Origin of the sequence: Pseudomonas gregormendelii, assembly GCF_017114825.1 — a bacterium.
GTDB classification, from domain to species: Bacteria; Pseudomonadota; Gammaproteobacteria; order Pseudomonadales; family Pseudomonadaceae; genus Aquipseudomonas; species Aquipseudomonas gregormendelii.
In genome coordinates this window covers 177,328-194,389 of sequence record NZ_JADEVO010000001.1, presented here as the reverse complement: position 1 = coordinate 194,389, position 17,062 = coordinate 177,328, and the positions used below count along the sequence as shown (strand labels likewise).

Here is a 17,062-nt window from a genome sequence, read left to right as displayed (position 1 = left end):
GGTTGCTGTGCATGACCCTGCTAGACGAGCAACTCCAGCGTCAGCCACTGATCGCCGACGCTTTTGAGCCAGGTGCCGATCCGGCCCAGGCAAGCGCCCAGCGCATGCAGGTCTGCCGTGACGGCCCAGGAGTGTCGGCAACCCTTTGCGCAAAGCGCTCAAGAGCCTCCGCCAGTTGTTGCAGTTGGTGCTGACGGGTGTAATTGCCCTGCAGCAACGCCTTGTGTTCATCGGCAGCGCCCTTGAGGTCTCGTAAGACCAGCAAGCCATCGAAGATCAGTTGATCCAGGACATGAGTCAGGGCCTTCCAAGCCAGGTGCGCAAAAACCGTACACTGGCGCCGGCTGAAGGCGGCCCGGCGCACGAGCGTTCAGGAAGGTCTTGAGATAAAGGACAACTTGGGGCTTGCACCTCACGTAGCGCATTGCATGGAAACATCGCTGGCAAAGCTTATCAAAATCAAGAGCGTAAGCATCCTGACAACCTTTTGAACGGCGCATTCATAAACCGCTCCCTGGCTTCAATAAGCGGCCGCCCACGCATGCCCTCGCACTCGCCTGCGCAAAACGCTTTCAGGGTATTGCCTGCCAGGCAACCGTTCGTCGAGCGACATTGCCCATCAATAAGATATATCTTACGCTCTATCTAAACACGACAGAGAGCAAGAAAAATGAGAGACCATCATTCCCCCCACCGTGAACACGGCGATGGCCGCGACGGCTTCGAAAAACGCCCAGGCCGCGAGCGCGGCGGCCGTGGCCCACGGGTGTTCGCCCCGGGCGACCTGAAGCTGCTGCTGCTGGCGCTGATCGCCGAGCAGCCCTGCCATGGTTATGACCTGATCCGCCAGATTGAAGGCCTGTTCGACGGTGCATACAGCCCCAGCCCCGGAGTGATCTACCCGACCCTGACCTTCCTTGAAGAAAGCGAAATGATTCAGGGCGACGCCGACGGCGGGAAAAAAAGTTACCGCATCACCGACGCCGGCCGCTTGTACCTGAGCGAGCAAGCCGTGGCGCTGGACGGCGTGCGCATGCGCATCGATGTCAGCAAACGGTCGTTGCGCGGCCATGACCGCCCCGCTGAAATTCACGAAGCGGTGCATAACCTGCGCCATGCCCTGCAACTGCACCACGGTCGCTGGAGCGCGGCAGAAATCGTCCGTGTCGCCAGCCTGCTCAATAACACCGCCAAAGCCATCGTCGACGGCCCTGCCGTTCAAGCAGCCCAGGAGAAAGCCGAATGACTGCAGTCCAGACCCAAACCATTCACCGCGTCACGCACGAGATTAAACGCCGGCGCCTGGAAGTCTTGCGCGTGGTCGACCTGACACCACGCATGCGGCGCATTACCTTGGGCGGGCCGGAACTGGCGGGCTTCATCAGCCTCGGTACCGATGACCACGTCAAACTACTGTTCCCACAGAATGCGGCTGAAACAGCGGCGCTGGAAACCCTGGTACTCGGCGCCGGCAAAACCGGGCAACCGCTGCCGGCCATGCGCGACTACACCCCGCGTCGCTACGACCTGGATACGCTGGAGCTGGACATCGACTTCGTGCTGCACGGCGACGGCCCCGCCGCGACCTGGGCCGAACAGGCCGAACCCGGGCAGTTCCTGCACATCGGCGGGCCACGGGGGTCGATGATCGTGCCGGATATCTTCGACAGTTACCTGCTGATCGGCGACGAAACCGCCCTGCCCGCCATCGCCCGGCGCCTGGAAGGCCTGGCGGCCAATCGGCGGGCCCTGGTGATCGTCGAAGTGGAGAACGGCGCCGAGCAGCAAAAGCTCGAAAGCCCGGCCGAGGTCCAGGTGATCTGGGTCTTGCGCGAAGGTGGCAAGGACCACCTGTTGCGCACGGTCAAACAACTGCAGGTACCTGCAGGCAACCTTTACGCCTGGGTGGCGACCGAGGCCAGGACCTCGCGGCAGATTCGCCGGGTGCTGCTGGATGAGCATGGGCTGGACGATCAATTCGTCAAGGCGGCGGGTTACTGGCGGCTGGACGACACGGTTGAACAATGAAGCTGGCGCAGGGCAACACATAACACCGTCCTCACAGCGTCGCTGACCTGCCGAGCCTTACCGGGGTTGCGGCAGGTATTGAAGAAAAAAGATTGTCCTCATGTATCCGGCATTACGGCGGCGAATCCAGCCCAGCAGTGGCTGCCCGGCCTGGATCAGCAGGCCGCCTGCGACCCGCTCCATGCGCGTCGGAATTACGACGATATGCCGGCGTTGATTCAGGCGCTGGAGGAATTCAAAATGCTGAACGTTACATTAGAATCATAGATCTCGACCTTTAAATGCGGGGTTCCTGATCCGCTGGCAAACCAGTCACTCGACGGTGGCTGGTTCTGCGCTCAAACCTGCGAATCCCAGATCACCGTGACAGTGCCCGAATACGTCGTTCCGGTCTCCATCGATGGGACCCTACTGGCCGGGATTTCAAAAGACAGTCTCCCCGGAGCTGAAACGTAATTGGAAACTTTGAATTTTTTCGGGATCAATGCCGAGAGCTTATAAACTGGCACCCAGCCTCCCGCCTCATCTATCAGGCCTGCAGGCGCTTGGAAAAAGGTATCCAGCTTTACAAGCTTGCCAGTCGTACTTTTCAAAGCGCAGTCACTAGACAGGGTCATCTCGCAACGTAATTTCACGGTAAACAGTGAAGAAGCGTCGAGATGAAAGCCAGTTTGACCCAGCAAAAATGTTGGCGGTCGCCCAATGCTCTCCCAGTGATCCCAGCCTCTCGGAGGGGAAAGCACCACTTTATTGCCACCAAAGATATTAACCCGCAACACGTGAGTGACTCTCAGCGTGACTTTCACCGAGATATTGCTCTGATACGGCGTCAGAAAATAACCAGGTTCAAACTCGGTCGCCACATTATAATTAATGAGGCCTTCGTAGATCCCTGCATCCATTTCATAAGGGTTGGGTGTATCGACCTCATAAATAAAGTTCATCGAGTCAAGATACAGCCCGGGAAGACTGTACCGTGTCTTTTTCCCGCAGACTGCCCCCTCCGGGCCGTACCAGAAAAAATTGTACAAACCCATCGACTTTCCCGAATCAAGGCCAGATACAGCGCGGCATGGAGCATTGATGTCCTGAAACCATCCACCGACCCACAAAGACTTATGCCCCTCTGGTGGGTTCTTGCCCGTGATAGACAAGACGGTCGCAGGGCTAAGATCATATCGGGCACCAACACCGCGTATATGAAGTGTTACCGAATATTGCTTTCCGTTGACGCCTTTTACCGAGAAGCGCGAGGCAGACGGTATCCTGAACTGGACCGTATTTTCTCGGAGGTCATAGATGGGGCCACTGTTGAACCGGACATTTACTTTCGAACTTCCTGTGTGCGGTGCGGCGCACTTATCGGGGTGCTCCGCACAGATCCCGGTGATAGAAGATTTGTTAACGAATTTTTTGTTGGGAGCGCCCCCGTCGGGCACAAACTCAAAATCAATATCAACGTTAGCCGCACAGGCTATCCCTGCAGCGCCTGCGAGGACAGCTACCAGTAAACCGCGAAGAAGTATTGAAGTAGAAATACGCGATAGGTCCATTTATCTTGCTTCCCTTTAAACATTAAATACGGCACCGACCTCCATTAACTCAGCGCTTTCATTACGGATGCAATCCAGACAGCAAAGTTTATGAGAAATCGAAAAATCCGACTGCGCATCTGCAATGAAGGAAGAACACTGCTAGATATACACGTCACCCAATCAAGTGATATAGGAATACTCCGAAATCTCACAGCGAATCCGCAGGTACAATGACCGCCGTCATTGACTATTACGTAGCAGCCTACTCAAGAGTTTTCATGCTGCGAAACTTGCTGTTAGCGATGCCGATCCAACCACAATACGATCAACGCGCTCGCCACGAACCCGGCCAATACGCCACTGGCGTTGATCAGGACTTGTGGATAACCCAACGTGTCCACATTGATGAACGGATAGGGGTACACCGCCAACGCGTGTCCGCGAAACAGCACATACACGAAGTAAATTATCGGGTAAATCACCCACAGGCCAATGTGCCGCAGGCGCAACGTGCCCTTGGGTACGCAGAACCACCAATAGGCCAGGTACAGCAACGGCATCACGTCGTGCATCAGCTCGTCGGCCAGGAACTGCCAGCCTTCAGGGTGCCACAGATGTCGCAGCAACAGGCTGTACGCCACCCCGACCACGACGATGCTTACCATCACCCCGCTGCTCACCCATGGCTGCAGGAACCAGCGTCGCGTGGCTGATTCCCGGGAGGTCAGCTCACAGGTCAGGACCGTGGCCACCAAGGTGTTGCTCAGCACGGTGAAATAACTGAAGAAACTCACCAGCCCACCCATCAGGCTGGCCTCAAGGGTGAAGCGCGAATAGAGAATCAGGTACAGCTGAATGCTCAGCCCCGCCCAGCCGAGCACGGCTGCCACGGCGACGAAACGGCCCCTTGCCACGGCTTGGCCGAGCCTGTTCAAAGCGGTCGCTTGGTGCGCATCAACCTGATGTACAACTGCTCGACTTTTTCCCGCGCCCATGGCGTTTTACGCAGGAAGGTCAGGCTCGACTTGATGCTCGGATCGCTCTTGAAGCAGCGAATGTCGATACGCTCGGCCAGCCCCGACCATTCATAGTGCTCGACCAGGGCGTTGAGGATTTGCTCCAGGGTCACGCCGTGCAGCGGGTTGTTGTTCTGTTCGGTCATGCCGGGCCTTTGCGCGAAGAAAGAATAAAGAAGCCGCGCACCTTAGCCGAGGGCTTCGATTGGTGAAAGGGCTCAGTTAACTGTAGGCCAACCAGAAAAGATCGCAGCCTTCGCCAGCTCCTGCGGTTTTGCGCACTCGCCTGACTCGCGATGCGCCGGGTGATCGCCATCCGGGGCGTATACCAGCGCCCGGGTACATTTGAGCACCGCTCCCACAGGGTGTGTTTTTGCCTGTCAATCCCTGCGGCAAGGGGTCGCACACGACTGTTACCAAATCCGAAAGGATGCATCTCAGCAAAAGCGCTTTCTCTATTTGTAACAGAACATTATCCTTACGCCCTTCCCGGCTGAAACGCTTCTGCTGACTGCTCCACCCTTGCGCTTTTCAGTTCATCCCCCAGAAAAAGATCAAAGAAATTTTTCCCATGCCCGATTTGCACGTTTCGCAAGACAGCGCTGTCTGTGCGCCTGTTGCCCGCCTGAAAATGCTCCACCTGATCGGCGGCTTCACCGCGATGAGCCTGGTTACCTGTGCCCAGGCCGCCCCGGCCTTCGATAGCGAATCGCCCTGGATGCTGGGTGACTGGAACGGCAGTCGCACCGAGCTTGCGGAAAAAGGCTATGACTTCAAGGTCGATTACACCGGTGAAATGGGCAGCAACCTGCACGGTGGCTACGACCACGATCGCACCGCACGCTACAGCGACCAGTTCGGTCTGGGCACCCATCTGGACCTGCAGAAAATTCTCGGCTGGGACGCGGCCGAATTCCAGCTGACCGTCACCGAACGCAGCGGCAACAACATCAGTAATGACCGCATCAACGACCCGCGCGTCGGCGGGTTTACTTCGGCCCAGGAAGTCTGGGGACGCGGGCAGACCTGGCGCCTGACGCAAATGTGGTACCAGCAAAAATTCTTCGACCAGAAGCTCGACATCAAGGCCGGCCGCTTCGGCGAAGGCGAAGACTTCAACAGCTTCCCGTGCGACTTCCAGAACCTGGCGTTCTGCGGCTCCCAGGTCGGCAACTGGGTCGGTGGTATCTGGTACAACTGGCCGGTCAGCCAGTGGGCCCTGCGCGTCAAATATCACCTGACACCGGAGTTGTACGCGCAGGTCGGGGCGTACGAACAGAACCCGTCCAACCTGGACCGCAACAATGGCTTCAAGCTCAGTGGCAGCGGCACCCAGGGGGCGATCCTGCCGGTGGAGCTGGTGTGGTCACCCAAGGTCAAGGGCCTGCCAGGCGAGTACCGCGTCGGCTATTACTACAGCAACGCCAAGGCCACCGATGCCTACAAGGACAGCAATGGCCAGCCGGCAGCCCTGAGCGGCGAGGCCTACCGCAGCGCTTCGAGCAAACATGGCCTATGGCTTGGCGTGCAGCAGCAACTGACCAGCCGTGCCAGTGACAACTCCCGGGGGCTGAGCGTGTTCGCCAACGGCACGATGCACGACAAGAAGACCAACGCCATCGACAACTACGTCCAGGCCGGGGTCGTTTACAAGGGCCTGTTCGATGCACGGGCCAAGGACGATATCGGTTTCGCCATGGCGCGAGTGCACGTCAACCCGGCTTATCGCAAGAACGCCGAGGCGACCAACCAGGCCCGCGCCGTGTCCGACTTCGACGATCCGACCTACCTGCCGCCGCAGGACACCGAATACAGCGCCGAACTCTATTACGGCGTGCACGTCACCGACTGGCTGACCGTGCGCCCGGACCTGCAGTACATCCGCCACCCGGGTGGGGTAGACAAGGTCGATGACGCGCTGATTGGCGGGATCAAGATCCAGTCTTCGTTCTAAACAACACCCTAACCCCACTGCAGGAGCGAGCTTGCTCGCGATGGACCCGAGAACACCGCAGGGCACCAGACACCCAGCGTCATCGTTAACGACCATCGCGAGCGAGCTCGCTCCTACAGAGGGCCGTTTTTTATCTGAACCATGCCCACGCCAGATCGTCATCTACAGTGAACTTGCGCGGGACTACTTAAAACGTCACGGAGAACCACACTATGAGCACTGATGGTGCTTTGAGTCGAAGCCGTCTATTGCCGACTCTGCTCGGCATTCTGCTTTTGCTAATGGGCCTGGCCATGCTGGCCGGGGGAATCAAGCTGAGCATGCTGGGCGGCTCGCTTTACTACCTGCTGGCCGGTATTGGCCTGACGCTGACCGGCGCGCTGCTGATCGCTGCACAACGTGCTGCGCTGAGCCTGTACGCACTGGTGCTGTTCGCCAGCACCATCTGGTCGCTGTGGGAAGTGGGCCTGGACTGGTGGCAACTGGTGCCACGCCTGGCGCTGCTGTTTGCCCTGGGCATCGCCATGTTGCTGCCGTGGTTCCGCCGTCCGATGTTGCGCGAAGGCACGGGCCCCATGACCACCGGCGTTCTCGCCGTGGCCGTGGTGATCGCCGGTGCAACCGCACTGGCCAGCCAGTTCACCAACCCGGGTGAAATCAAGGGCCAACTGGACCGCGACAGCGTGCCGGGCATGGCCAACACCGCCCCGGCCATGCCGGACGGTGACTGGAACTCCTACGGCCGTAGCGCCCACGGCGATCGTTACTCGCCATTGGCGCAGATCACCCCGGAAAATGTTCACAAACTGGTTCCGGCCTGGGAATACCGTACGGGTGACATCCCGGGGCCGAACGATCCAGGCGAGACCACTGCGGAAAACACCCCGTTGAAAGTCAACGGCATGCTGTATGTGTGCACGCCGCACAGCCAGGTGATCGCTCTTGATCCGGACACCGGCAAGGAAATCTGGCGTTTCGATCCGAAGCTCTCCACGCAGAACGCGGCGAACTTCAAGGGTTGGGCGCACATGACCTGCCGCGGCGTGTCGTATCACGACGACGCCGTCTACGCTTCCGAGCAAAGCCCGACCGGTACTGCCAGCCCGGCGCCGGCCAGCAACGCCTGCCCGCGTCGCATCTTCCTGCCAACTGCCGACACCCGCCTGATCGCCCTGAACGCCGACACCGGCAAGATGTGCGAAGACTTCGGTAACGGTGGCCAGGTCGACCTGAGCGCCAATATCGGCGGCTTCAATGCCGGCGGTTACTACTCCACCTCGCCACCCGCCGTCACCAAAGACCTGGTCGTGATTGGTGGTCACGTCACCGACAACGTTTCCACCGACGAGCCAAGCGGCGTGATTCGCGCGTTCGACGTGCACACCGGCAAGCTGGTGTGGAACTGGGACAGCGGCAAACCCGACGACACCACACCGATTGCCGAAGGCCAGGTCTACACCCGCAACTCGCCAAACATGTGGTCGATGTTCGCGGTCGACGAAAAACTCGGCATGCTCTACCTGCCAATGGGCAACCAGACCCCGGACCAATTCGGTGGCGATCGTACTCCTGAGTCGGAACTGCACGCTGCCGGCCTGACCGCGCTGGATATCGCCACTGGCCAGGTGCGCTGGCACATGCAGTTCACCCACCATGACCTGTGGGACATGGACGTCGGTGGCCAGCCTACCCTGATGGACCTGAAAACCGCTGACGGCGTCAAGCCAGCGGTGCTCGCCTCCACCAAGCAGGGCAGCATCTACGTACTGGACCGCAGCACCGGCAAGCCGATCGTGCCGATCAACGAAGTGCCGGTACCGCAAGGCGCTGTTGCAGGTGACCACACCTCGCCGACCCAGCCCAAATCCGACCTGAACCTCATGCCACCACCGCTTCAGGAGCGTGACATGTGGGGCGTGACCCCGTTCGATCAACTGATCTGCCGGATCGATTTCAAATCCATGCGCTACGACGGCCCGTTCACGCCGCCATCGCTGCAGGGTTCGATCGTGTATCCAGGCAACTTCGGCGTGTTCGACTGGGGCGGTATCTCGGTTGACCCGGTGCGCCAGATCGCCTTCGTGAACCCAAGCTACATGGCGTTCAAATCGAAAATGATCCCGGCCGCCGAAATCGCTGCCCAAGGCCCGCGTAAAAGCGAAACCGAAGGCGTGCAGCCAAACAAAGGCGCGCCATACGGCGTCGTCCTCGAAGCCCTGCTGTCGCCAATGGGCCTGCCGTGCCAGGCACCGGCCTGGGGTTACGTGGCAGCGATCGACCTGACCACCTCGAAAGTCCTGTGGAAGCACAAGAACGGCACCGTGCGTGACAGCTCGCCAGTACCGATCCCGCTGAGCATGGGCGTTCCGAGCCTGGGCGGGACCTTCGTCACCGCCGGTGGCGTGGGCTTCCTGAGCGGCACCCTCGACCAGTACCTGCGTGCCTACGACGTGAAGAACGGCAAGCAACTGTGGGAAGGCCGCCTGCCTGCCGGCGCGCAAACCACGCCGATGACCTACACCGGCAAGGACGGCAAGCAGTACGTGCTGGTCATGGCCGGCGGTCATGGCTCGCTGGGCACCAAGCAGGGTGACTACGTAATTGCTTATAAACTGTCCGAGTAAGTATTAGCGGCGGTTAAACGAAAGGCGACCCCTGTGAGGGGGTCGCCTTTTTTGTGCCCCGGGATTTTGTCCGGCATTCGAAGACTCCATGCTGTCAAAACACTGAACACATACCCTGAAATATCCCTCGCCATTGAAACCACCCCCCACCTGCCCCATCTAAGACCCATATCCCATTGCGCAGGTGCCCCATGAGCGACCAGCAAGAATTCCCCGAAGACCCCAGCGAGTACGCGGACCCCGAGAACGCCGAGCACCACTCCACCGGCAAAGGCCTCGCACTCCCCGGCCAGAACCTGCCGGACAAGGTCTACATCATCCCGATCCACAACCGCCCCTTCTTCCCGGCCCAGGTACTCCCGGTCATCGTCAATGAAGAACCCTGGGCGGAAACCCTGGATCTGGTCAGCAAATCCGAGCATCACTCCCTGGCCCTGTTCTACATGGACACGCCCCAGGAAGACCCGCGCCATTTCGACACCTCGGCGCTGCCGCTCTACGGCACGCTGGTCAAGGTGCATCACGCCAGCCGCGAAAACGGCAAACTGCAGTTCGTCGCCCAGGGCCTGACCCGCGTGCGCATTCGCACCTGGCTCAAGCACCACCGCCCGCCTTATCTGGTGGAAGTCGAATACCCGCACCAACCCACCGAGCCGACCGACGAGGTCAAGGCCTATGGGATGGCGCTGATCAACGCGATCAAGGAACTGTTACCGCTCAACCCGCTGTACAGCGAAGAGCTGAAGAACTACCTCAATCGCTTCAGCCCCAACGATCCATCCCCCCTGACCGACTTCGCCGCCGCCCTCACTTCCGCCACCGGCAACGAGCTGCAGGAAGTGCTCGACTGTGTGCCGATGCTCAAGCGCATGGAAAAAGTCCTGCCCATGCTGCGCAAGGAAGTCGAAGTCGCGCGCCTGCAGAAAGAAATCTCCGCCGAGGTGAACCGCAAGATTGGCGAACACCAGCGCGAGTTCTTCCTCAAGGAGCAGTTGAAGGTCATCCAGCAGGAGCTGGGCCTGACCAAGGACGACCGTAGCGCCGACATCGAACAGTTCGAACAGCGCCTGGAAGGCAAAGTGCTCTCGGCTCAGGCCCAGAAGCGCATTGCCGAAGAAATCAACAAGCTGTCGATTCTCGAAACCGGCTCGCCGGAGTATGCGGTCACCCGCAACTACCTCGACTGGGCGACTTCGGTGCCTTGGGGCGTCTACGGCAAGGACAAACTGGACCTCAGGCACGCCCGCAAGGTGCTGGACAAACACCACGCCGGCCTGGACGACATCAAGGACCGCATCCTCGAATTCCTCGCCGTGGGTGCCTATAAAGGCGAAATCAGTGGCTCCATTGTGCTGCTGGTCGGGCCGCCCGGTGTGGGCAAGACCAGTGTCGGCAAATCCATCGCCGAGTCCCTGGGTCGTCCGTTCTATCGCTTCAGCCTCGGCGGCATGCGCGACGAAGCCGAGATCAAGGGCCACCGGCGCACCTACATCGGCGCACAACCGGGCAAGCTGGTGCAGGCGCTCAAAGACGTCGAAGTGATGAACCCGGTGATCATGCTCGACGAGATCGACAAGATGGGCCAGAGCTACCAGGGCGACCCGGCCTCGGCGCTGCTGGAAACCCTGGACCCGGAACAGAACGTCGAATTCCTCGACCATTACCTGGACTTGCGCATGGACCTGTCCAAAGTCCTGTTCGTGTGCACCGCCAACACCCTGGATTCAATTCCCGGCCCGCTGCTGGACCGGATGGAAGTGATTCGCCTGTCGGGCTACATCACCGAAGAAAAAATCGCCATCGCCAAGCGTCACCTGTGGCCCAAGCAGCTGGAAAAAGCCGGCGTCTCCAAGGGCAGCCTGTCGATCAGCGACAGCGCGCTGAAAGCGTTGATCGATGGCTACGCCCGTGAAGCCGGGGTGCGCCAGTTGGAAAAACAACTGGGCAAACTGGTGCGCAAGGCGGTGGTGAAGCTGATCGACGAACCCAAAGCGGTGATCAAGCTCGGCCCGAAAGACCTCGAAGCCTCCCTCGGTCACCCGGTGTTCCGCAACGAGCAAGTGCTCTCCGGTACGGGTGTCATTACCGGTCTTGCCTGGACCAGCATGGGCGGCGCGACCTTGCCGATCGAAGCAACCCGCATCCATACGCTCAACCGTGGCTTTAAGCTCACCGGTCAACTGGGCGATGTGATGAAGGAATCGGCAGAGATTGCCTACAGCTACGTGAGCTCGAACCTGAAGTCTTTCGGCGGCGATCCGAAGTTCTTCGACGAAGCCTTTGTGCACCTGCACGTTCCAGAGGGCGCCACGCCCAAGGACGGCCCGAGCGCGGGTGTCACCATGGCCAGCGCCCTGCTGTCCCTGGCGCGCAACCAGCCGCCGAAAAAAGGCGTGGCAATGACCGGTGAACTGACCTTGACCGGGCACGTGCTGCCCATTGGCGGGGTGCGCGAGAAAGTGATTGCGGCGCGTCGGCAGAAGATTTTCGAATTGATCTTGCCGGAGCCCAATCGCGGGAGCTTTGAGGAGTTGCCGGAGTACCTGAAGGAAGGGATCACCGTGCACTTTGCCAAGCGTTTTGCGGATGTGGCGAAGATATTGTTCTGATCGCGCCTGCAACACCGTTCGCGAGCAAGCTCGCTCCCACAGGGATTGCGACAAACCTGTGGGAGCGAGCTTGCTCGCGATAGCGTCGGCAGTGACGCCGCCCTCTTCCTGGTCGCCTCCGAGCGACTGTCACACTCTGTCTCATCTTCAGTTATGCTCGCCGTTCGTCGTCACCGCCGGAGCCGTTGAGCCCATGTCCCCGATTCGCCTGCTTGTTCCCATGAGCCTCGCTCTGCTTGCCGCCTGCTCCTCGCAACCGGGCCAGAACCTGACCGTGGAAAAACAGAGCCAATGCCCGGCCAAGCTGCATAACGGGCAGAACCTGATTGTGACGCTGCCCAGCAACCCGACCACGGGCTACCGCTGGGCGATTCAGGACTCGGCTGGCGGCGTGCTGCACGCCCTCGGCCCCGAGGTGTACAGCAACCCTGAAGACGCCGGCATCGTCGGCTCCGCCGGGATTTCGACCTGGCGCTTCCAGGCCTTCGCCACCGGCACCGGACGCCTGCGCCTGACCTCCCAGCAACCCTGGGCACCTGAGGTGTTGCCGGTAGACACCTTCGACTGCGCGATCTCGGTGAACTGACCGTGGGCTGGCTGATTCTGGCGCTGATGGGCGCGGTGACGTTCCTGTACGGCCTCAGCGTGCATGCCACGCTGCTGTGTCTGCTGGTCAAGCCATTGCCAATACTGGCCCTGCTCGGCTGGTTGCATGATGCGCCGCCCAGTGAATATCGCCGCTGGATCAGCCTCGGCCTGATGTTCTCCCTGCTGGGCGATGTGTTGCTGGCATGGCCGATGGATTTGTTCGTTTTTGGTCTCGGGGCCTTCCTGGTCGCGCATCTGGCGTACCTGAAGGCGTATCTGAGTGATTGCCGCCGGTGGGCGGTAATGCCGCTGATCCTGGCCCTGGTTGTCGGCGCCCTGTTGTTGGGGATTCTGATTGCCAGTGGTTTGGGGCCTTTGCTGATCCCGGTGATTGTCTACGGCCTGGCGATCAGCACGATGCTCTGGCGCGCATTGGCCCGCCTGGGCACCGATGTGCCGCAACGTTCGGCCATGCTGGCGGCGGCCGGCGCAGTGGCCTTCGTGTTTTCCGACAGCGTGATCGGCATCAGTCGCTTCGTGATGCCGTTCGAGGCGGCGCCGTATGTGATCATCCTGAGCTATTGGCTGGGGCAGTGGGGGATTGCGGCTTCGGCGTTCGCCACCGAACCGCGCCGCGCCTGAGAAAAAATCGTCCGAACGCGACCCGAGCCTGCGGCAGCGCCTGCAGGGGATCGCGTTGCAAGGTAGGAGCTGCCAGGCTGCGATCTTTTGATTTACGGTTTATCAGACAACCCGCGCATCAGCGCGCCAAGTTGGCTAAAATGCCGGCCTTTTCCACCCATGCCGCTGGAACCGCCGTGAGCAAAGAACCCGATCGCCTTTTCGCCCAGCCGTTGGCCCAGGTGCCTGACTTCGCCTTCAACGAGGATGTGGTGCGGGTCTTCCCGGACATGATCAAGCGCTCGGTGCCGGGTTACCCAACCATCGTCGAGAATCTCGGGGTGCTCGCCGCGCAGTTTGCCCAGCCCGACAGCGTGCTCTATGACCTGGGCTCGTCCCTCGGTGCCGTAACCCAGGCGTTGCGCCGGCACGTGCGCACGGACGGCTGCCGCGTGATCGCTGTGGATAACTCGGTGGCCATGGTTGAACGCTGCCGCGAATACCTCAACGGCCAGGACTCGATGTTTCAGGAGTTGTTGCCGGTGGAGGTGATCGAAGGCGACATCCTGGCGCTCAAGTTCCAGCCGGCCTCGGTGGTGGCGCTTAACTTCACCCTGCAATTCATCGCACCGGAGCAGCGCACCGCGCTGCTCGCGCGTATCCGCCAGGCTCTGGTTCCGGGAGGCGCGCTGATTCTGTCGGAAAAACTGCGCTTCAACGATCCTGAAGAACATGCGCTGCTCACCGACCTGCACGTCGCCTTCAAGCGCGCCAACGGCTACAGCGAGCTGGAGATTGCCCAGAAGCGCAGCGCCATCGAAAACGTCATGAAGCCCGACAGCCTTGAAGAACACCGGGAGCGCCTGCTCGCGGCCGGGTTCTCGAAAGTCGTGCCGTGGTTCCAGTGTCTTAACTTTGCCTCGTTGATTGCCTTGCCATGATTGATCTGTCTCCCCTCGCCCGCCGTCTCGCTGGCACCCCGCTGGCCGATTGGGCCAATACGCTGCAAGCCCAGCTCGACAAGAAAATGGAAAAAGGCCATGGCGATCTGGAGCGTTGGCAAAGCGCGCTGGACGCCTTGCCGAAGATCCAGCCGAGTGAAGTCGATTTGCTCAACGGCCTGACCCTGGACACCGATTGCGACGACGACACCCGCGCGCAGATGCGCTCGGCGCTGATGGGTTTGTCACCGTGGCGCAAGGGGCCGTTCGATTTGTTCGGCGTGCACGTCGACACCGAGTGGCGCTCGGACTGGAAGTGGTCGCGGGTTGCGCCCCATCTGGATTTGAAGGGCAAACGCATCCTCGATGTCGGCTGCGGCAATGGCTACTACATGTGGCGCATGCTCGGTGCCGGTGCCGACAGTGTGATTGGCGTTGATCCGAACTGGCTGTTCTTCTGCCAGTTCCAGGCCGTGCAGCGTTACCTGTCCGAACCGAATGCCTGGCACCTGCCGTTTCCGTTCGAAGACCTGCCGCCGAACATGGAAGGCTTCGACACGGTGTTTTCGATGGGCGTGTTCTACCACCGCCGTTCGCCGATCGAGCATTTGCTGGCGCTGAAGGATTGCCTGGTCAAGGGTGGCGAACTGGTGCTGGAGACGCTGGTGATCGAAGGCGATCAGCAGCAGGTGCTGGTACCCGAAGACCGTTACGCACAGATGCGCAATGTATGGTTCCTGCCGTCGGTTCCGGCGCTTATGCTCTGGTTGCGCCGCGCCGGTTTCACCGAAGTGAAGTGCGTGGATGTGAGCGTGACCACTGTCGAGGAACAGCGCGGGACGCAGTGGATGAAGTATCAGTCGTTGAGCGATTTCCTTGATCCAGAGGATCACAGCAAGACGATCGAAGGCCTGCCGGCGCCGATGCGTGCCGTCATCGTAGCCCGCAAATAAACTTCCCCCTGTAGGAGCGAGCTTGCTCGCGATGAACTCGAGAGCGCCGTGGGGAATCAGGCTCCCAGCGTTTTCGTTGACGACCATCGCGAGCAAGCTCGCTCCTACAAGGGGATTGGTGATTAGGGTTTGGCCCGGCGCGCCTTGAAGAACTCGCTCAGCACCGCGCCACACTCCTGCGCCAAAACCCCGCCTTCAAACAACACCCGGTGATTCAAAAAACCCTGGGTAAAGAACTGCCCCTGGCTCTGCACAATCCCCGCCTTGGGCTCCAGGGCGCCATACACCACCCGCGCAATCCGCGAATGCACAATCAACCCCGCGCACATGCTGCAAGGTTCAAGGGTTACGTAGAGCGTGCTGCCGGGCAGGCGGTAGTTGCTGGCGGCCAATGCCGCAGCGCGGATCGCGACCATCTCGGCATGGGCGCTGGGGTCGTTGCCGCTGATCGGGCAATTGAAGCCACGACCGATGATTTCTCCATCCTGCACCAGCACCGCACCGACGGGCACCTCTCCCAATGCCGCGCCTTGGGCCGCGAGGGCCAGCGCCTCGCGCATGAAATCCTGGTCACGGCTGCGATCGATGATCGCAGCAGGGCGAATCTGCCGCATCACGCCACCTCGATGGCGGCCATCAGGCCGGTTTCCATGTGGTCGATCACATGACAATGAAACATCCACACGCCGGGATTATCCGCCACCAGGGCGACCTGTGCGCGCTCGTTCTTGCCCAGCAGGTAGGTGTCCGTGAAGTACGGAATGACCTTGTGACGGTTTGAGGCAATCACTTTGAAGCTCATGCCGTGCAAGTGGATCGGGTGCTGATACTGGGTCATGTTTTTCAGTTCGAAGATGTAGCTCTTGCCCTTTTCGAGCTTGGCAATCGGCCGGTCGGCGCAGGTTTTATCGGTGATGTCCCAGGCCTGGCCATTGATCTGCCAAAGGCTGGGCGGCTTGCCGTTATCGACGTTGACCGACACCGAGCCCACCCATTCGAAATTGAAGTTGAGTTTCTCGGCATTGGCCAGGTCCGGCTCGGCCACCGGGTTGCGCGGCAGTGCGGGGGGCCATTGGCTCGGCGCGTCGGTGTTGGCCACCGAGCGCAAGGTCCCCAGGCGGACCGGGCCGTTGCGCAGGTATAACTCTTCACCCGCGGCAGGCGCCTTGATCGCCAGGCAAATGCGCATGCCCGGGCCGAGCCAGTACTCCTTGCCCAGCGGGCGCGGTTCGATAGGGTTGCCATCCAGCGCGTAGATCTGCGCTTCAACGCCGGGAATGTTCAGTCGATAGGTCAGGGTGTTGTCGAGGTTGAGCAGGCGCACGCGGGTGATCTGCCCGGCGGGCAAATCGATCACCGCCTGGGACACTCCGTTGATGGTCGACAAGCGCCCTGCGGTGCCACCCCGGGCCGCTTCGCGAGGGATGCTGAACGCAACGAACGCGCCCTCTTCATCGACGTGCCAGCTCTTCAGGCTCAAGGTCTTTTCATATTTGAAACCGGTAGGCTCGCGCTCTTCCACAATCAGCGGACCGACCAGGCCACGGCCAAGTTCTTCGCTGCTGTTTACGTGGGGGTGGTACCAGTAGCTGCCGGCATCGGGGACACGAAACTTGTAGTCGAAATACTCACCCGGCAGAACCGGGAGCTGCGACACATAGGGCACGCCGTCCATCTCCAGCGGCAGGCGGATGCCGTGCCAGTGAATAGTCGTGGCGACCGGCAGGCGGTTGATGAAACGCACTCGCAGCCATTCGCCCTGGCGCACGCGCAACTCGGTGCCCGGCGCCGAAGGGCCGAACGCCCAGGCTTGGGTGGTGTGCCCAGGGACCAGTTCGACGTCCAGTGGCGCCGCGATCAATTCGTAGTCATGACCCGCGTCGGCGTCAGCCATCTTGCCCAGCCAGTACCGCGAGGCGCCACCCGCTCCGAGACCAACGACAACAAGACCGGACAGGCCACCGAGAATTTGGCGACGGGTAAAGGACATGAACTCAGCTACCTCACTTATCTGCACCGGCCCGGGGGCCGGTAAAAGGCGAATACGATACACCTGCAGTTGAGAAACAGTAAGGGCGGCGCGGCGGATGGCCGCAGCCGGAGGCGGGCCTAGCCGAACAAGATCACTGTTGCCGCATGGGCTTGACGCTTGAAGGGGGACTGCCGACTTTCGCCGCCTGATAAACAAAAGGC

General features: G+C 60.5%; 16 protein-coding genes. 10 read left to right on the top strand and 6 right to left on the bottom strand.

Annotation, left to right across the window (positions count from 1 at the left end; genetic code table 11):
- Positions 1 to 40: 40 nt before the first annotated feature.
- A complete protein-coding gene (locus tag IMW75_RS00915) occupies positions 41 to 364 on the bottom strand; it encodes a hypothetical protein (protein WP_045058036.1) in 324 nt (107 codons plus the stop codon).
- A 306-nt stretch (positions 365 to 670) separates the two neighbouring features.
- On the opposite strand from IMW75_RS00915, the gene IMW75_RS00910 reads away from it, so the two are divergent.
- The 3 genes from IMW75_RS00910 (at position 671) to IMW75_RS00900 (ending at position 2,295) form a co-directional block, all read left to right on the top strand.
- Positions 671 to 1,246: a PadR family transcriptional regulator gene (locus IMW75_RS00910; RefSeq protein ID WP_205891643.1), complete on the top strand. Its 576-nt coding sequence runs from the start codon at positions 671 to 673 to the stop codon at positions 1,244 to 1,246.
- Positions 1,243 to 2,028 (top strand): siderophore-interacting protein, encoded by a 786-nt coding sequence (locus tag IMW75_RS00905; protein ID WP_205891642.1) that lies wholly within the window; start codon positions 1,243 to 1,245, stop codon positions 2,026 to 2,028. The genes IMW75_RS00910 and IMW75_RS00905 overlap by 4 nt, the downstream gene beginning before the upstream one ends.
- A 78-nt stretch (positions 2,029 to 2,106) precedes the next feature.
- Positions 2,107 to 2,295, top strand: coding sequence for a hypothetical protein (locus IMW75_RS00900; protein WP_205891641.1), 189 nt, complete (start codon positions 2,107 to 2,109; stop codon positions 2,293 to 2,295).
- Between the two features lie 71 nt (positions 2,296 to 2,366).
- Here IMW75_RS00900 and IMW75_RS00895 read toward each other — a convergent pair whose 3' ends face one another.
- The 3 genes from IMW75_RS00895 to IMW75_RS00885 form a co-directional block, all read right to left on the bottom strand.
- Complete coding sequence (locus IMW75_RS00895) at positions 2,367 to 3,581, bottom strand: hypothetical protein (protein ID WP_205891640.1); 1,215 nt, start codon at positions 3,579 to 3,581, stop codon at positions 2,367 to 2,369.
- 278 nt (positions 3,582 to 3,859) lie between these two features.
- Positions 3,860 to 4,498, bottom strand: a complete 639-nt coding sequence (locus IMW75_RS00890; RefSeq protein WP_237142223.1) for a Pr6Pr family membrane protein — start codon at positions 4,496 to 4,498, stop codon at positions 3,860 to 3,862.
- Positions 4,495 to 4,725: a VF530 family protein gene (locus tag IMW75_RS00885; RefSeq protein WP_045058041.1), complete on the bottom strand. Its 231-nt coding sequence runs from the start codon at positions 4,723 to 4,725 to the stop codon at positions 4,495 to 4,497. Before IMW75_RS00885 ends, IMW75_RS00890 begins: the two co-directional genes overlap by 4 nt.
- A gap of 425 nt (positions 4,726 to 5,150) precedes the next feature.
- Here IMW75_RS00885 and IMW75_RS00880 point away from each other — a divergent pair, with 425 nt between their 5' ends.
- The 7 genes from IMW75_RS00880 to cmoB all read left to right on the top strand — a co-directional run bounded on the left by IMW75_RS00880 (position 5,151) and on the right by cmoB (position 14,869).
- Positions 5,151 to 6,533, top strand: coding sequence for a carbohydrate porin (locus IMW75_RS00880; protein ID WP_205891638.1), 1,383 nt, complete (start codon positions 5,151 to 5,153; stop codon positions 6,531 to 6,533).
- 212 nt (positions 6,534 to 6,745) lie between these two features.
- Positions 6,746 to 9,157 carry a glucose/quinate/shikimate family membrane-bound PQQ-dependent dehydrogenase gene (locus IMW75_RS00875; RefSeq protein ID WP_205891637.1) on the top strand — a complete coding sequence of 804 codons (2,412 nt, stop codon included), beginning with the start codon at positions 6,746 to 6,748 and terminating at the stop codon, positions 9,155 to 9,157.
- 191 nt (positions 9,158 to 9,348) lie between these two features.
- Positions 9,349 to 11,766 (top strand): endopeptidase La, encoded by a 2,418-nt coding sequence (lon, locus tag IMW75_RS00870; RefSeq protein WP_045058044.1) that lies wholly within the window; start codon positions 9,349 to 9,351, stop codon positions 11,764 to 11,766.
- Between the two features lie 193 nt (positions 11,767 to 11,959).
- Positions 11,960 to 12,352 (top strand): protease inhibitor I42 family protein, encoded by a 393-nt coding sequence (locus IMW75_RS00865; protein ID WP_045058045.1) that lies wholly within the window; start codon positions 11,960 to 11,962, stop codon positions 12,350 to 12,352.
- 2 nt (positions 12,353 to 12,354) lie between these two features.
- Positions 12,355 to 12,996 carry a lysoplasmalogenase family protein gene (locus IMW75_RS00860; RefSeq protein ID WP_205891636.1) on the top strand — a complete coding sequence of 214 codons (642 nt, stop codon included), beginning with the start codon at positions 12,355 to 12,357 and terminating at the stop codon, positions 12,994 to 12,996.
- 140 nt (positions 12,997 to 13,136) lie between these two features.
- Positions 13,137 to 13,916 carry a carboxy-S-adenosyl-L-methionine synthase CmoA gene (gene cmoA / locus IMW75_RS00855; RefSeq protein ID WP_205891635.1) on the top strand — a complete coding sequence of 260 codons (780 nt, stop codon included), beginning with the start codon at positions 13,137 to 13,139 and terminating at the stop codon, positions 13,914 to 13,916.
- Positions 13,913 to 14,869, top strand: a complete 957-nt coding sequence (cmoB, locus tag IMW75_RS00850; protein ID WP_205891634.1) for a tRNA 5-methoxyuridine(34)/uridine 5-oxyacetic acid(34) synthase CmoB — start codon at positions 13,913 to 13,915, stop codon at positions 14,867 to 14,869. The genes cmoA and cmoB overlap by 4 nt, the downstream gene beginning before the upstream one ends.
- Positions 14,870 to 14,991: 122 nt before the next feature.
- Here cmoB and tadA read toward each other — a convergent pair whose 3' ends face one another.
- Together tadA and IMW75_RS00840 are read right to left on the bottom strand one after the other, a co-directional pair.
- Positions 14,992 to 15,483 carry a tRNA adenosine(34) deaminase TadA gene (gene tadA / locus IMW75_RS00845; RefSeq protein WP_205891633.1) on the bottom strand — a complete coding sequence of 164 codons (492 nt, stop codon included), beginning with the start codon at positions 15,481 to 15,483 and terminating at the stop codon, positions 14,992 to 14,994.
- Positions 15,483 to 16,859 carry a multicopper oxidase family protein gene (locus IMW75_RS00840; protein WP_205891632.1) on the bottom strand — a complete coding sequence of 459 codons (1,377 nt, stop codon included), beginning with the start codon at positions 16,857 to 16,859 and terminating at the stop codon, positions 15,483 to 15,485. Before IMW75_RS00840 ends, tadA begins: the two co-directional genes overlap by 1 nt.
- Positions 16,860 to 17,062: the final 203 nt, after the last annotated feature.

What these genes read in the sequence shown, in the direction of transcription:
- IMW75_RS00910 (WP_205891643.1), top strand. Translation starts at nt 671, where the DNA reads ATGAGAGACCATCATTCCCCCCACCGTGAACACGGCGATGGCCGCGAC.
- IMW75_RS00905 (WP_205891642.1), top strand. Translation starts at nt 1,243, where the DNA reads ATGACTGCAGTCCAGACCCAAACCATTCACCGCGTCACGCACGAGATT.
- IMW75_RS00895 (WP_205891640.1), bottom strand. Translation starts at nt 3,581, where the DNA reads ATGGACCTATCGCGTATTTCTACTTCAATACTTCTTCGCGGTTTACTG.
- IMW75_RS00885 (WP_045058041.1), bottom strand. Translation starts at nt 4,725, where the DNA reads ATGACCGAACAGAACAACAACCCGCTGCACGGCGTGACCCTGGAGCAA.
- IMW75_RS00880 (WP_205891638.1), top strand. Translation starts at nt 5,151, where the DNA reads ATGCCCGATTTGCACGTTTCGCAAGACAGCGCTGTCTGTGCGCCTGTT.
- IMW75_RS00875 (WP_205891637.1), top strand. Translation starts at nt 6,746, where the DNA reads ATGAGCACTGATGGTGCTTTGAGTCGAAGCCGTCTATTGCCGACTCTG.
- lon (WP_045058044.1), top strand. Translation starts at nt 9,349, where the DNA reads ATGAGCGACCAGCAAGAATTCCCCGAAGACCCCAGCGAGTACGCGGAC.
- IMW75_RS00865 (WP_045058045.1), top strand. Translation starts at nt 11,960, where the DNA reads ATGTCCCCGATTCGCCTGCTTGTTCCCATGAGCCTCGCTCTGCTTGCC.
- cmoA (WP_205891635.1), top strand. Translation starts at nt 13,137, where the DNA reads ATGCCGGCCTTTTCCACCCATGCCGCTGGAACCGCCGTGAGCAAAGAA.
- cmoB (WP_205891634.1), top strand. Translation starts at nt 13,913, where the DNA reads ATGATTGATCTGTCTCCCCTCGCCCGCCGTCTCGCTGGCACCCCGCTG.
- tadA (WP_205891633.1), bottom strand. Translation starts at nt 15,483, where the DNA reads ATGCGGCAGATTCGCCCTGCTGCGATCATCGATCGCAGCCGTGACCAG.
- IMW75_RS00840 (WP_205891632.1), bottom strand. Translation starts at nt 16,859, where the DNA reads ATGTCCTTTACCCGTCGCCAAATTCTCGGTGGCCTGTCCGGTCTTGTT.